At 43.2% G+C, this 15,026-nt stretch carries 11 protein-coding genes and 3 pseudogenes; all 14 read right to left on the reverse strand.

All coding sequences use genetic code 11. The annotated features are described in order from the left end of the window. Positions 1–466 (reverse strand): sugar diacid recognition domain-containing protein (locus BLR65_RS27525; RefSeq protein ID WP_218130677.1); only part of this gene is annotated, 466 nt, incomplete at its 3' end. A 202-nt stretch (positions 467–668) separates the two neighbouring features. Continuing rightward, a pseudogene (locus tag BLR65_RS27530) lies at positions 669–1,752 on the reverse strand (enolase C-terminal domain-like protein). Between the two features lie 402 nt (positions 1,753–2,154). Beyond that, entirely contained in the window at positions 2,155–3,477 is a 1,323-nt protein-coding gene (locus tag BLR65_RS27535) for a gluconate:H+ symporter (RefSeq protein ID WP_093797868.1), read from the reverse strand. A gap of 187 nt (positions 3,478–3,664) precedes the next feature. Continuing rightward, positions 3,665–4,513, reverse strand: a complete 849-nt coding sequence (locus BLR65_RS27540; protein ID WP_169716680.1) for a hypothetical protein — start codon at positions 4,511–4,513, stop codon at positions 3,665–3,667. A gap of 2 nt (positions 4,514–4,515) precedes the next feature. After that, positions 4,516–5,568: a type II secretion system protein GspD gene (locus BLR65_RS27545; protein ID WP_218130678.1), complete on the reverse strand. Its 1,053-nt coding sequence runs from the start codon at positions 5,566–5,568 to the stop codon at positions 4,516–4,518. Between the two features lie 119 nt (positions 5,569–5,687). Then, positions 5,688–6,436 (reverse strand): annotated as a pseudogene (gene tatC / locus BLR65_RS31960) (twin-arginine translocase subunit TatC). 9 nt (positions 6,437–6,445) lie between these two features. Next, positions 6,446–6,700, reverse strand: coding sequence for a twin-arginine translocase TatA/TatE family subunit (locus BLR65_RS27555; protein ID WP_169716681.1), 255 nt, complete (start codon positions 6,698–6,700; stop codon positions 6,446–6,448). A 244-nt stretch (positions 6,701–6,944) separates the two neighbouring features. Next, the gene (locus BLR65_RS27560; protein WP_093797854.1) at positions 6,945–7,634 is read right to left on the reverse strand and encodes a hypothetical protein; all 690 of its coding nucleotides are present in this window, start codon (positions 7,632–7,634) and stop codon (positions 6,945–6,947) included. 94 nt (positions 7,635–7,728) lie between these two features. Beyond that, positions 7,729–8,832 (reverse strand): mannonate dehydratase, encoded by a 1,104-nt coding sequence (locus tag BLR65_RS27565; RefSeq protein ID WP_093797856.1) that lies wholly within the window; start codon positions 8,830–8,832, stop codon positions 7,729–7,731. 369 nt (positions 8,833–9,201) lie between these two features. Next, positions 9,202–10,560, reverse strand: a complete 1,359-nt coding sequence (gene gudD / locus BLR65_RS27570) for a glucarate dehydratase (RefSeq protein WP_093797858.1) — start codon at positions 10,558–10,560, stop codon at positions 9,202–9,204. Positions 10,561–10,646: 86 nt separating this feature from the next. Then, positions 10,647–11,552, reverse strand: a pseudogene (gene garR, locus BLR65_RS27575) (2-hydroxy-3-oxopropionate reductase); the annotation flags it as partial. A 16-nt stretch (positions 11,553–11,568) separates the two neighbouring features. Further along, complete coding sequence (dapA, locus tag BLR65_RS27580) at positions 11,569–12,483, reverse strand: 4-hydroxy-tetrahydrodipicolinate synthase (RefSeq protein WP_093797862.1); 915 nt, start codon at positions 12,481–12,483, stop codon at positions 11,569–11,571. A gap of 240 nt (positions 12,484–12,723) precedes the next feature. Then, entirely contained in the window at positions 12,724–13,497 is a 774-nt protein-coding gene (locus BLR65_RS27585) for an IclR family transcriptional regulator (RefSeq protein ID WP_093797864.1), read from the reverse strand. A 179-nt stretch (positions 13,498–13,676) separates the two neighbouring features. After that, positions 13,677–15,026, reverse strand: a 1,350-nt coding sequence (gene mrdA, locus BLR65_RS27590; RefSeq protein ID WP_143122676.1) for a penicillin-binding protein 2, incomplete at its 5' end; no start/stop codon positions are given.

Raw genomic sequence — 15,026 nt, forward strand, 5'->3', positions numbered from 1 at the left:
TCCCCGAAGCAGTAGCCATATCCTGAATAGCAACGAGGATACCCTCTATATCCAAAGCCGCACTTTTTATAAGGGCTTCCCTTTCCCGGTAGGCCTGTATTTTCTTTATTTCTTCTGTCACTATGATAGCTGCCATTTTTTGTAAAGGTCGAACCTGTTCCGGATCTCCAGATATTCCAATACAGCCGATACGTTTCTTATGATATTGGATTACGCCATTATAACCCGCTTTTACTCCCTGCATGTTCTTCGCTTCATCAACAGTAATAGCAATTTCATCCACTTCACCAGCCATTATCTTTTGGGCACCGGCATGAATCGTTCCTAATCTCTCCGGTTGTTTTGTCGCGATTATTTCTCCGTTTTCCCCCATAAAGTTAACATTATTACCGGTTACATCAAAAATTAATTGAACAACACGCTCAGCCAGTTCTTTTGGTACCTGATGCGGCCAATTCAAATTCATTCTGAACCTCCTACTAACTTTATTAGTAATAACCACTTCCTTCCAAGTGTCCGCTTCGGCTGATGCTTGCTTTGCTATGCGCTTTTCCAGAATGCTACAGCCAGTTTTCTCACGTTAATTAAACGTTAGGCATTGGACTACCTATCGGAAATAGTAGAGCGTTGTGGAGTAAAACCCGAACACTGTTCTAACTAAAATAAGGTTAACGCACTAGACAAGGGCGCTTATTATTAAACTGCCAGTTAGGAATTAGATATTGCATAGCCATAGCGTCATCCCTTGCACCTAATCCATGTTTCATATACAGTTGGTTCGCTTTTTCGATTTGGACCATATCCACCTCAACGCCCAAGCCAGGTTTATCCGGAACAGCAACTTTGCCACTTTTAATCTTAAATGGTTCTTTGGTTAGGCGCTCTTGCCCCTCCTGCCAAATCCAGTGGGTATCTAGTGCTGTTATCTTTCCGGGAGCAGCCGCGCCGACATGGGTAAACATAGCTAGCGAAATATCGAAGTGATTATTTGAATGTGATCCCCAGGTGAGCCCCCATTCATTACACAATTGAGCAACACGCACTGAACCCTGCATTGTCCAGAAATGAGGATCTGCAAGCGGAATATCAACCGAGTGCAGTTGAATCGTATGCCCCATTTGGCGCCAGTCAGTCGCGATCATATTTGTGGCTGTTGGTAACCCAGTTGCCCGGCGAAATTCTGCCATGATCTCGCGTCCCGAATATCCATTTTCGGCACCGCAAGGGTCTTCGCAATATGCGAGAACGTCATGTTTATTACGGCATAATCTAATAGCTTCTTCCAGCGACCAACCGCCGTTAGGGTCTATAGTAATCCTAGCATTAGGGAACCGTTTGGCAAGCGCCGTTACCGCTTCTATTTCCGCTTCACCGCTCAGTACCCCACCCTTAAGTTTAAAGTCATTAAATCCATAGAGTTCATGAGTTGCTTCCGCATGCTGTACTATCGCTTCCGGAGTTAATGCCTCCTCATGCCGCAGTCGATACCATTCATATTTTGCATCTCTATTGCTTAAATAGGGCAAGTCTGTTTTGTTCCGGTCAGCTACATAGAACAAATACCCAAGCATCTCGACTTCTTTACGCTGCTGGCCAGTTCCAAGCAAAGCAGCTACTGGAACTCCAAAATGGCGCATGGGCTCCGCTCAAATTTAGCAGCATACTGTCTTGACCGGCTACGGGAATAACCTGCATTTCTTTTACCAACGGTGAACCTGACATAGAGCTCTGGATAGAAATATTGTCGTTCATAATATCACTCCGTCTTATTTTTTGTTTTCTAACACATAGGAATCTTATCCATTATGATAAACGCCAAGAAGCATGCGGCTTCCCAGTAATCATAGCGACATTACAAAGCGGAAATGCATTCAGTATATGGGAGGACGAATCAAGCCTTAATAAATCAGGCAATACGAAAGTTCAAAAAGCTTAGGCAATGACCGAGCAAAAGAGTAATTTAATCAAGATGCAAAAAGCGAGAACCTAAACTCTCTATACATTGGAAGAAGAACTATCTAAATTGGGTTAGATAGTGGGAGACGGATGGTATGAGGGAGCCCAGAGGTGAAATTTCTCTGGGCTACTCCCCGCCTATGGACAATGTCAAAAAAGAAATGAGGATACTATTCCACCAGGTCCTAGAAAAAGTAATTAAATAAACAGATGCAAACCAAGTACCCCTATTAAACCTAGTACCGATAATATACAGGTATATGTCGTTCTTACCTTTATGGCGTGGGCAACGGGAAGATTAAAATATTCTTTAAACATCCAGAAACCTGGATCATTAACGTGAGAAGCAAAAATGCTGCCACAGGACGTAGCAAGAACCATCAGTTCTGGACTAATCCCACTAGTTTGAACCATAGGTAAAACAATCCCGCCGGCGGTAATAATCGCAACCGTTGCTGAACCCACGGCAATTCTTAAACTAGCCGCAATAATCCAGGCGAGAATGATCGGGGAAATAGTCATGCCTTTGGTCATCGCTGTAATTGCTTTGCCTACCCCTGCATCAACAATGACTTGTTTAAAAGCACCACCAGCTGCGATAACTAAAATAATCATTGCTATCGCTTTTACAGAAACACCTACACTTGACGTGACTTCCTTCATTGTTTTGCCACGATTCAGACCAAGCGTATACATGCTGATAAGCACGCTAATTAGCAAGGCCACCGGTGCATCCCCAAAGAAATGAAGATATGTTAATAATGGGTCTTTTTTAGCGAGCAGCAGATCGCCAAAAGTACTAACAGCCATAAGAATAATCGGAATCAACGCGGAAAATATGCTTATTCCAAAACCGGGCATTTCTTCTTCTTTAAAAACCTTTGTGGTAACTAAACCTTCGGGAATAGATGCTTCAGCAGAGAGCACCCATTTAGTTCTTGAATAAAAAATCCCTACAATCACAGCCGCCGGGATCGCAATGATAAGCCCAAGCAATAGGGTTTGCCCCATGTTAGCTCCGAAAAGTGTACTTACTGCCGCCGGCCCCGGGTGAGGAGGTAGAAAACTATGGGTTGTAGATAAGCCTATAACAGCAGGTAAACCAACATACATAAGCGGCATGCCAGTTTCGGCAACAATTGTAAAAACAATAGGGATTAAAACGATAAACCCTGCTTCAAAAAACATGGTTATACCGACAACAATGGCTGTAACGAGCATGGCCCATTGGGCATTCTTTTTGCCGAACGTATTGATAAAGGTAGTGGCAATGCGCTGAGCAGCCCCGGAGTCGGCTAGAAGCTTACCTAGCATCGCACCAAAAGCAAGGATGAGAATTAAACTGTTTAGCTGACTGCCTATTCCTTTATAAATTGACGCTGTAATAGTACCCCAAGGCATACCTTCCAAAGCGCCTACAACCAGTGACACTAAAATTAATGAGATAAAAGCGTCAACCTTTAACCCCGCCATTAAAACCAAAAGTAAAATAACACCGACGCCAACCCATAATAATTCCATGTAAATTCCCTCTCTTTCATAAATTAGTTCACATTTAAGGACAGTTTTAGGAAACAAACTAGTAAACTAAAACCTTCTTTTGATAATAAACCTCCTTTACATGAATATCTTGATTTTACTGGACTTCTTTTTTTAATTAATTAAATTTATCATGATGATAGACAGCTCTTAAAGGAAACAACCGCTTTTATCTATAGATATTATTAAGATAATTTACCGGCTTGAAGGGTAATCTCTGAAAGCGCTGTACTAATTCACCTGGCTGACTCAGCCAATTGATCTGATGATACCCCCAAACCCAGGGTGCTGTTGTGACACTAGAATTATTGCTATCTAAATATCCCCAACGAGCAAATACACGACCTGGACCTATATCTTGGCAATGCTCCCATAATTGAGTTAACGGAATCAGACGATAACCAGCCCGAAAGCCACCTTGCAACTCCTGATCATCCGCCTGCATCAGATTGGCAGGCGATGGTTTCAAATAAACACCATCCGTCCGTGATAGTTGATAGCGTTTTTTACCGGCGGTAATCGCGTGAGTTGCTGCACTAATGGTCAACGCGGGATGCCCCCCCTCCAATTGGACCTTCGATCCCTCCCACTTCCGCCAGTCTTTATTGCTATAAGTCAATAACATATCAAGCCGACCTGATCCGTCAGATGTCTTGCTTACAGCTACCAAAACTCCTGTCATGTCTTGCTTATTCTCACCGTCATGGAGATAGCGGGGATAGTACTGATAATAGGCGATAAAATAGTGAGTATCACTTTCCACAACGGAATAATACATGGTCCAATTCATTGGATAAAACCGTAAATTATACCCATTATTACTTGACCGCCAATCAAGATCATAATTGACTGATGTGAATACATTTTGTTGTGCCGTGAGATTATCACTGCTATCTGTCTGATAAATAACAGGTGCCCACTGGGCAACTAGATTTGGCGCAGCTACTGCAAAAATTGGCCGTGCGGAAAATAAAGATACTAATAAAAGCATTGTAAGGCAAAAGTTTTTTTTCATCACATTCACCTTCCTGGAAGATCCTTATCTATTAACTTTGGCGTCAGCAGAATAATTAGCTCAGTCTCAATGACTTCTTTGTTTTTTGTAGTGAAAAAATTCCCCACTAAAGGAAGGTCCCCTAATATAGGGAATTTAAAGACATCACTCGTATCTTGTCGCTGAATCAAGCCTCCCAAGACAATGGTATTACCACTCTTAACCCTTAAAGTCGTCTCAGCCTGGCGAGTTCGAATATTGGGATTGCCACTTTTCGTCGTATCTGTCTTATTACTCACTTCTGGCTGAATATGGGTAGTAATGTAGCCGTCTTGGTTAACGGTAGGAGTTACCTCTAGCTTAATACCAACATCTACATAGTTCACGGAAATAATTGGCGTGCTACCCGTAGTCGGTTGTGAACTCTCAACGGCCAGCCTATCGCCGATAAGAATGCGTGCCGTTACACCATCTAAGGTCGCTATCCGCGGACTTGCCAGCAACCGGCCTTTTTTGTTTTCAATTAAGTGATTAATCGTCCCCTGAAGATTAATTCCATATTCCGGATGATTGGGGATGCCCAGCCCAATCTTAAAAGGTATCGCGTCGGAATTGGGTATTCCTCCTGGTAACGCTGTCGAAGCACCCCAGTCAATTCCAAGGTTCTTCACATCATCGCGATTAATTTCAAGCACTTCTGCTTCAAATATAACCTGGCACGGTGGTGTATCGATTTGGTCAAGCAAGTCCTTTACCTGATCATAAACATCAGGAGTGCTCATGAAAACCAAAGTATTTGTCACCGGATCTGCACTGATTTTTAAATCAGGAACAAGAGCGCCAATTAGAGATTTAACTTGATCGGCCTTTAAATATTTGGGATGGATAACAAAGAACGGTGTACTAGAATAAGTAGATTTTACAGATATCTGTCCTGGTCCGGCAAAGATACCATTCTGAGATTGATCTTCTTCTGGGAGTGTTGTTGGTAGTACACTTTCCGTTGTTTGTGGCGCCGGTGCGTCTGGCGTAGGAGCGGCCAACACACTTGATGTCAATACAATTAATAGAATGAGCATGAGTAGGAAGGGAATTCGACATTTAACGGGGTGTAACATCATTACCTCCTGGATATAAGTAATGTTTTACTTGGTAAATCTTCACACTGGAACCGGGCACAAAGCAAGGTTTGGAGCCATTACTTTTTTAAAATATACCTTACAATAAAAGCACTACCTTCATACATGACCAATATAGGCACTGCGATCATGGTTTGTGACAATACGTCAGGCGTAGGTGAAATAACCGCACCTATCACAAATGACAGGACCAAGATATATTTGCGTTTATCATATAAGAATATTGAATTAATCACTCCAACCTTGGCCAGCACTATAATAAACAGAGGTATTTGAAAAATAAAACCAAAGGGTAGTAAAAAGGAAATTACAAAGGTCAAATACTGACCTAATGATAGCAAGGGCTGCAAGTCTTCCGTCGCAAAGCCCATAAAAAACTTAATCCCTGCTGGCAATACTAGGAAATAGGAAAAACTTAATCCCACAAAAAAAGCAACACAGAAGATGGAAACAAAATTGCAGAAGATATACGCTCTTTATTACTAAGCGCTGGCGCAATAAAAGCCCAAACCTGATATAACACTACAGGTACTGCTAATAAAAAGCCAACGAAAAAAGATACTGTCAAGTAAGAAAAAAAGGCCTCCGACGGACTCATATAATACAACTTCCCCGCAGGTTTAGTAATGAAATATACCAATTCAGAGGCATAGAGGTAGCAAACCGCACCTCCTGCAACCACTGCAATTATAGCAGTTATGATTCTTTTGCGCAGTTCTTGCAGGTGATCGACGATCGACATTTTATCAATTGCCACTTCAGTACCTAACGGTTCTTCATCACTACTATCGATAGTTATTTCAGACATCGAGTATCCTCACTTTTTGTCTACTGAAGTTTGCTCAACCTTTACTGATTGATCTTTAATAACCTCGCCGGTTGTTACTCTTTTGGCTTCCTCATGTTCAACCTTTACTAATATATCTTTATTAGGCTCGCCAGCTGTTGCTCTTTTAAATTCCTCAATTCCTTTTCCCAATGCCTTACCTACTTCGGGTAACTTACCAGGCCCAAAGACCACCAGCGCGATCACTAGAATTAACGTCAGTTCAGGCATGCTAAAATTAAACAACTGAGAACCCCCCCTTCATATAAAGATCTGGTTATATAAGCGTAGAATTTGAAAAAGTTTTTCTAAGCGCAGGCGTTATAAAACAACTGCGCTTAGGAGCAACGGCAAAACATCGGCACCCAATTATGTAGAGTTTAAACCCGCCAGGTGGGAAACATAGACCGTGGGGATTTTTCACCGCCTTCATAAAGGCTATCATGGCTGTAGGTGTCAAATACCAATTCCAACTATCTACACGACGATATTAGAATTTAAGGCTTAAACCAAAGCCTAATCCTTTAGTCGTAATATCAACCGCACCAACGCCACCATCAAAATTCATATTTTTAGCTTGAGCTCTGCTATAATCAACATTTAATTCAAGGTTAGGAGCAATCTCTTGAGATACACCCAGTTTCCATTTATAAAAATCGGAAGCTACACCTACCTGAGCATAAGCAGTTGTTTTATCAAAGAGTTTAGCGCTGCCGATCAAGCCAAATTGTAATTTGTTTTCTTTGCCGCTTGTAAAATCATAACCGTCAGAATACATGGTTCCTTTAATCTGAGCAACACCTACATAAGCCGATAGAGCTTTATCAATTTTATATAAAACATTAAACTCTTGTGTTTTAAGAGACCCATTCTCTTTATATTCATAAGTACCACTATCAACAAAACTAGTAGAGAAAGTTGTATCCTTAGATTTTGCATTATAATAGTTGTACTGAACAGCAAATTTGTTGCCTAAGCCAGTAGTTATACCATAATCAAGATTATCTTGTTTATCAAGATCATCATTAAATAATTGGCTTTTTGCATTAATATCAGACTGTCTCCAGGTTACATCAATAGATGTTTTCCCTTTTGAATAATCAGTAAGTGGTGCTGCCAATCCAACGCTCGCCGTTAATATAGCTGCTGTTGTCATGGCGAGTATAGCAGTTTTCTTCATTTTACACTCTCCTCTTATTGTAGCATTTACTAATGTGACACCCGGCCTTACGGTCGCCTGTTTATGTACAATCCGTGGACTTTTTGCCTTAATGTTATTTGACTTCAGCAGCCGCTGCAGTGATCAACCCCATAATATACGCATTATTAGTCGCCATATTGGTCCAGTTGCCGCCATTGGAAGTATAGCCGCTGAAAGCATGGTCGCAGAAAAGACCACCTTTATATCCATAACGAACCAATTGCTTCATAATGGCATACATATCGGCATATCCGTCCTGACAAAGCACTTCCTCAAAATACCCGGAATAATCTCTGTTTAAGGGGTTGCTTACATTACGGAAGTGAACATTTAATACCTTACCTGCTGGTACAAATTCCGCAATATCCTTCATAACATCACCAAACATTACTCCGCCTTCCAACCAGCAGCCTATGCACATTTTCATGCCAAGATAAGGACTATTGTTAGCAAGAGCAAACGCTTTGCGATAGTGATTGCTGTTATAAATGAGACTGTAAGCCCCCTGTAAGGATGGTACCGGCGGATCATTAGGATGTAACGCTAATGCCACTTTGTTCTGCGTTAAAACCGGAAGCATTTTGTCTATAAAGTATTTAAAATTGCCCCACATTTCTTGCTCAGTGTATACACGACCATTTGCTAATGGCAAAGCCTTAATTTTAGCCATGTCCGCAATTCCGGCAGAGCCACCGTGAGTATATTTGTTAGTAAGTCCTTTCGTTCGAACTATGCCATTGGGTTGCCACGCAATCCAAGTGATCGGAATTCCCAATTTGGCAAGAACAGGGATGTAGTTTTGGAACTTTTGGATATTCGCATCCTTATCACTTAATCCCAAAATGATAGACTGATTTTTCTGAAGGTTGCCGCACCCGGCATCGAGAATAGTAAAACCAGCCCTTCTTATACGGTCCACAATTCGGGCAAGAACATCATACGTGAGCTCGGAATCGGAAACATTAAGATTACAATTAGTAATTCCCATTTCAAGCATCATTTTTAATTGGTCATTCGTAGTACTCGAAGAAAGAGACGCTTGTATCTTAGGAACTGCCTTTTTTTGGGCTAAACCCTGTGCCCATGATGAGGCGGCGAGTGCTCCTGTAGGATTCATAGCCATTACGGCGGCCGCTGCCGCTGTTGAGGTTAAGAACGCGCGTCTAGAAATATCCATTTCACATACTCCCTTTCAATTCGGATAATAAAGTCAATACAGATAATAAAGTCTCTGCGAAACATTTTAAAAATTCGATATATTAACCTCCCTTCAATGCTATTTGCGACCGGAAAGCAACAACTACATTTTTTTCGCATCCCTCCATTCAGATATTATTGTTATAATTTATATATCCACCGTAGACACCGGCAAATAATTTGCTGCCCATAAGGCCATAACGGCTGAACATCAGTTCTGCCAAAATTTAAAGCTTTTAACGGTACTCAGAAAAAAATCGATAATCTGTTTATAAAAAATACCGTTGCCGCGTATTGAGCTGAATTAAAAATCGCTGATGCAGTGCCACGCTCGATTTATTGTGGCAAGCTACCGAACCAGACAAGGACGTTTGTTATCAAATTCCCACCCCGGAATGAGGTATTGCATAGCAACGGCATCGTTGCGTGCCCCCAGCCCCATTTTCAGGTAAACCTGGTGGGCTTTTTCGACTTGTTCCATATCAATTTCTACTCCAAGGCCTGGCCTATCAGGTACTGTTACCATACCATTGACAATGCGGAAAGGCTCCTTAGTCAGGCGCTCATGACCCTCCTGCCAGATCCAGTGGGTATCTAAGGCGGTAATTTTGCCGGGAGCGGCAGCACCGACATGAGTAAACATGGCTAAGGAAATGTCAAAATGGTTGTTGGAATGCGAGCCCCAGGTCAGTCCCCATTCATGACACATTTGGGCTACGCGGACAGAACCTTGCATGGTCCAGAAGTGCGGATCAGCAAGGGGAATATCAACCGAGTGCAGTTGAATGGTGTGACCCATCTGCCGCCAATCGGTGGCTATCATATTTGTAGCTGTTGGCAAACCGGTTGCCCGGCGAAACTCAGCCATAATTTCCCGGCCGGAGTAACCGTTTTCAGCCCCACAGGGATCTTCTGCATAAGCCAGTACATCATGCTTATTTCGGCAAAGCCGAATGGCCTCGTCCAGTGACCATGCGCCGTTAGGATCAAGAGTAATACGAGCTTGGGGAAAACGTTTAGCCAGTGCCGTTACCGCTTTCATTTCCTCATCGCCGGCTAGTACGCCGCCTTTTAACTTGAAATCATTAAAGCCATAGCGTTCATATGCCGCTTCAGCAAGTTCTACTACAGCCTGAGGCGTCAATGCTTCTTCGTGGCGAATACGCAGCCAGCCATCTTTTTCCGAACAAGCGTTATAATAAGGAAGCTTCGTCTTTTTACGGTCACCTACGTAAAACAGATATCCCAGCATTTCTACCGCAGCCCGCTGTTGGCCCTCACCAAGTAAAGCAGCGACAGGTACCTCAAGGAATTGGCCCAACAGGTCGAGCAAAGCGGCTTCCAATGCTGTCACGGCATGAATCGTGGTACGAAGATCAAACGTCTGTAAACCTCGTCCTCCGGCATCTCTGTTGGCAAATTGCTTGCGAACGTTATTGAGTATGTTGTTGTATTTGCCTATTGACTGCCCGACAACGAACACCCGGGCATCCTCAATGGTCTGGCGAATTTTTTCGCCCCCCGGCACCTCACCGACCCCTATATGACCGGCACTGTCTTTTAAAATCACGATATTTCGCGTGAAGAAGGGACCATGAGCTCCACTAAGATTAAGCAGCATACTGTCGTGGCCTGCTACCGGTATTACTTGCAGCTCAGTAACTTTCGGCGAAACAGAAATACCATCGTTTTTTATTTCATTATTCATAATGTCACTCCAATTCTGTCAATTCAAATTACACTGAGGACCCATTTGAACCAAATGAGTCCGTCATTCATGTTAATTCTGACTAATTAGCGCTTCACTTCCACATTGGCTAGCTTCTCATAATATTTTACTAAGCTGCCATGATCACATTCTCCCAAGCCATCTACCTTGAGTGCCTGCATCATTTCCATAACAGCGGCGGTAAGCGGTAAAGGCACTCCGATTTCATGCGAAGTTTCCAGTACATTGGCAAGATCTTTGATATGCAGATTAATTCTGAATCCCGGATCAAACTTGCGGTCCATGACCAGAGGCGCCTTGGCATCAAGAACGGTGCTGCCAGCCAGGCCGCCCCGAATTGCTTGGTAAACCAATTCGGGTTCCACGCCGGCCTTAGTAGCAAGGACAAGCGCTTCCGACATGGCGGCAATATTAAGAGCAACAATAACCTGGTTAGCCAATTTTGTTACATTGCCTGCACCAATTTCACCAGTACGGACAACCGAACCCGCCATGGTTTTCATAACATCATAATACTTGTCAAAAACCTCTTGTTTCCCACCAACCATAACAGACAAGGTCCCGTCAATGGCTTTCGGCTCGCCGCCGCTAACCGGTGCATCCAGAAGTTCAATGCCTTTGTCAGCCAGTTTTGCGCCAATTTCACGGCTTACCAGCGGAGCTATTGAACTCATGTCAATGACCGCAGAACCCGGCTTGGCTCCTTCGATAACGCCATTTTCTCCAAGAACAACGTCTTTCACTTGCGGAGAATTGGGCAGCATGGTAATAACTACGTCCACCTGTTCGGCAACTGCCTTGGGCGTATCTGCAACTGCTGCGCCAAGTGCAGTAAGTTCATTTACAACAAGCGGATTGCGATCAAGAACTACAAGTTCATACCCTGCTTTCAAAAGATTTTTGCTCATAGGCTTACCCATGATACCAAGACCAATAAAACCAATTTTCATTTTTGTCGACTCCTTTTTATATAATGATTTGTAGTATTTACCGGATTAACCCCATATGAATTAAAACCTGACGTAGATTTTCCCGCTCGGCATCGGTCATAGGGCCTACCGGATCCATGCACGGACCGGCTTCAATTCCCAGCAGCGTAAGCGCTTCCTTGATAACTGCCGGGAAAGTCCCATTAGTAAATGCAAGCCGCAGCGGCGCCAGCGTGAACTGAGCCTCAAGAGAACCCTTCAGATCGCCGGCCATAAATTTTTCGTATATGTCCGCGCATAATCTTGGCGCCACATTTGCACAAGAAGCAATGGAACCGGCCGCCCCATAACAAAGCGCTCCATAGATAAGGGTATCGCGGCCTACCAGTACGTTAAAATCTTTCCTGCCTTGTGTAAGCCGTATATATTCGGCCGTCAACGTCAAATCACCGCTAGAATCTTTAATACTGACAATGTTGGGGACTTCGGCCAGTTTGGCCACCGTCGAGGCTGCAAGATTGACCCCTGTTTTAGGAGGATTGTTATAAAGCACCACCGGCAAAGAAGTATTCGCTGCGATAGTTTTAAAATGGTCAATCAGTTGACTTTGATTGGGAGTAATAAACATTGGTGTTAAAACAGAAACAGCGTCAACACCGCAATCTTCCGCCAGTTGTGTCAGCATAACACTTTCGCGGGTTGTAATTCCGTTTGTTCCTGCATAAACCGGTACTCTGCCTTTGGTTTCATCAATAGTCACTCGGAGTATTTCTTGTTTTTCCTCAGGAGTAAGTCCATAAAATTCGCCAGTAGTCCCTACAACAAACAACCCATGCACACCACCATCAATCAGGTAGTTAATTAGTTTGCGCATGGCTTGTTCGTTGAACCTCCCCTCAGGCGTCAACGGAGTTATTACCGCAGGGATAATTCCTCGCACTTCAAACCCCGGTCTTTTTTTGCCGTTTTCCATTATGCGACCCCTTTCTTTAGCCCATCGTCTTCGTTTTTCACAATGTGAATAAAAAATTCATTTTTATTATATATATTTCATATATTGAAATATATTTTTATTTATTCTATTTATTTTGTTAAATTCCTGCTAAAAATTCACTATATGTAAAATATTTTTATGATTTAAAATAAGCAAAATCAAAACGCAGGCCGCCAGACCTGCGTTTTGATTTATTTCCATAATATGTTGTTTCTTGTATTACCAACCTCTGTCTGAACCCAACCGGGCCGAAATACGATGTGAATAGTCAATTAACAGCGGAACATACTCTTGTATTTTCTCTTCAGGATACGTACTTGTGGGGCCGGAAATACTGATCCCAGCAACAATTTCACCTGTCACATCATAAAGCGGAGCCGCTATACAATTAATTCCGTTACTCCATTCCTCGCGGTCCATGGCGTAGCCCTGAAGCCTCACTTGCTCGATCTCCTTCAAATATTCCGTTTCATCCGTTATCGTAGTTAAGGTATACTGCTTAACTCCCCGTTTGAAAACTTCCCGCGCTATCTCCGGAGTTCTACAGACCAATACTTTTCCCAACGCCGTACAATGGATAGGCCGCCTCATGCCAATATGAAAGTAGCCATAAGCACAATAAGATGTTTCGGCTCTGGCAATATAAACGACTTCATTTTCATCAAGCACAGCAAGGTTAGCATTAACTTTTAGGGTGTTAGAGAGATCTTCAAGCAAGGGAAGTCCTATCCGCCTTATTTCCATCGAGTTAAGAACAATCCCTTCGTATTTTAAAAATCCCTTTCCTAGCGAATAGGTACCATCAAGCTGTTCAATCAAGTTATATTCTTTCAATGTATTTAACATACGATAGGCAGTTGCCTGGTTGATTCCCGTCATAGCGGCGATATCTTTTAACCGTAGTCTTGGCCTTTCATAGGAAAAACAATTTAGAATTGTTACAGCTTTAGCAACACTGTTATTCAAAGCTTCTTTTTGCACATCTGCGGACATGACTATCACCCCCTATTTTAAATATTGAAGTTATACTTCATTATTTAATTATAATATACAAATTTCTTATGTTCGGCAAGTATAATCTTAAATGAAAAACTGGCACCCTGTAAAAAAACGGTACCAGTCCGCATCATTGGATCATTTTTCAGGTGAAAGATTTTGTTTTAATGTCAGAATTATGGTTTCTGTTTTACAGTTGGCGCTGCTGCGGCTGCCTTTGCGGCTAATTCTTCGGCATAAGCGTCTGCCGCATCTTTCTGCGGTGGCAAGTTAAAGGCCGCTTCAAAAATTTTGCGGGCAATGGGAGCTGCAGAATCGGAGCCGTACCCCCCTTGCTCAACCACAACGGCAACTGCCAGCGTGGGATTCTCATAGGGCCCATAAGCAACAAACCAACCATGGTCGTCGCCGTGAGGGTTTTCTGCCGTACTGGTTTTACCGGCAATCTGCAGCGGAAAGTTTTCAAACATGTAACCCGCAGTTCCCTGCGGTGAAATAACCTCTTTTAAACCTTCCCGCACAGTTTTCAGTGTCTTTTCGGAAAGATTGACCCTGCCTAATTCTTCCGGTTCATATGTTTTAATGACCTTGCCGTCAGGCGATAGCATCTTGCTGACCAGATACGGCCGGTAGCGATGACCGCCGTTGGCAATCTGGCTGATCAGCGATACCATTTGCATCGGCGTCATCAGTTGGAACCCTTGGCCGATAGCAGCATCTAACGTCTCTGATAAGTACCATTCTTCCTCATAAACTTTCATCTTATATTTGCGGTTTGCAACCAGCCCTTCACTTTCGCCTGGTAGATTAATCCCGGTCGGTACACCTAACCCAAATTTGCGTGCCCATTCTTCTAGCAGGTCAATTCCTAAACGATTCCCTAATTCATAGAAATAGACGTTATCGGATTTAGCCATCGCCACCTTGAAGTCAATCCAGCCAAGAGCCGCATTATGGGAATTGCCTTTAGGAACCAGCCAGTGTGTACCACTATCAAAGATTTTTTCGTCAGGGGCAACCTTGCCGGATTCTAAGGCGGCCGATCCTGTTACAATTTTAAAAGATGAGCCGGGAGGGTACTCCGCATTAATTGTTCTGTTTTGCATGGGATTAAACGGATTGTCGTTAATCTCTTGCCAATCCTTGGTCGATATGCCGCCATTGAATTTGTTCGGATTAAACGTCGGCCGGCTCACGAGCGCCAGAATCTCGCCAGTCTGCGGATTCATCACAACGGCGGCAGCCGCTTTTGCCTTGGGGTTGCCAAATTTGTCCTGTAAGTAACGAAGCCGGTCATCCATTGCCTTTTCAGCAGCTTTTTGAATTCTGGCATCAATCGTTAAAACCAGTTCATTACCAAGTACAGGTTCTTTTTTACCAATTACCCGCGTAGGCTTGCCCTCAACATCAACTTCAATTTGCTGACCGCCGTTTACTCCGCGGATTTCCTTGTCATAAACTTTTTCCAGGCCAGACTTACCGACCAAGTCGCCGTTATGATAGCCTTCGGACTTTTTCTTTTCCAG

Source organism: Sporomusa acidovorans, assembly GCF_900101845.1.
Classification (GTDB): Bacteria; Bacillota; Negativicutes; order Sporomusales; family Sporomusaceae; genus Sporomusa; species Sporomusa acidovorans.

Excerpts from the sequence above, each read along its gene's own strand:
- dapA (WP_093797862.1), bottom strand. The coding sequence starts at position 12,483 with ATGGAAAACGGCAAAAAAAGACCGGGGTTTGAAGTGCGAGGAATTATC.
- gudD (WP_093797858.1), bottom strand. The coding sequence starts at position 10,560 with ATGAATAATGAAATAAAAAACGATGGTATTTCTGTTTCGCCGAAAGTT.
- BLR65_RS27560 (WP_093797854.1), bottom strand. The coding sequence starts at position 7,634 with ATGAAGAAAACTGCTATACTCGCCATGACAACAGCAGCTATATTAACG.
- BLR65_RS27585 (WP_093797864.1), bottom strand. The coding sequence starts at position 13,497 with ATGTCCGCAGATGTGCAAAAAGAAGCTTTGAATAACAGTGTTGCTAAA.
- BLR65_RS27545 (WP_218130678.1), bottom strand. The coding sequence starts at position 5,568 with ATGCTCATTCTATTAATTGTATTGACATCAAGTGTGTTGGCCGCTCCT.
- BLR65_RS27535 (WP_093797868.1), bottom strand. The coding sequence starts at position 3,477 with ATGGAATTATTATGGGTTGGCGTCGGTGTTATTTTACTTTTGGTTTTA.
- BLR65_RS27565 (WP_093797856.1), bottom strand. The coding sequence starts at position 8,832 with ATGGATATTTCTAGACGCGCGTTCTTAACCTCAACAGCGGCAGCGGCC.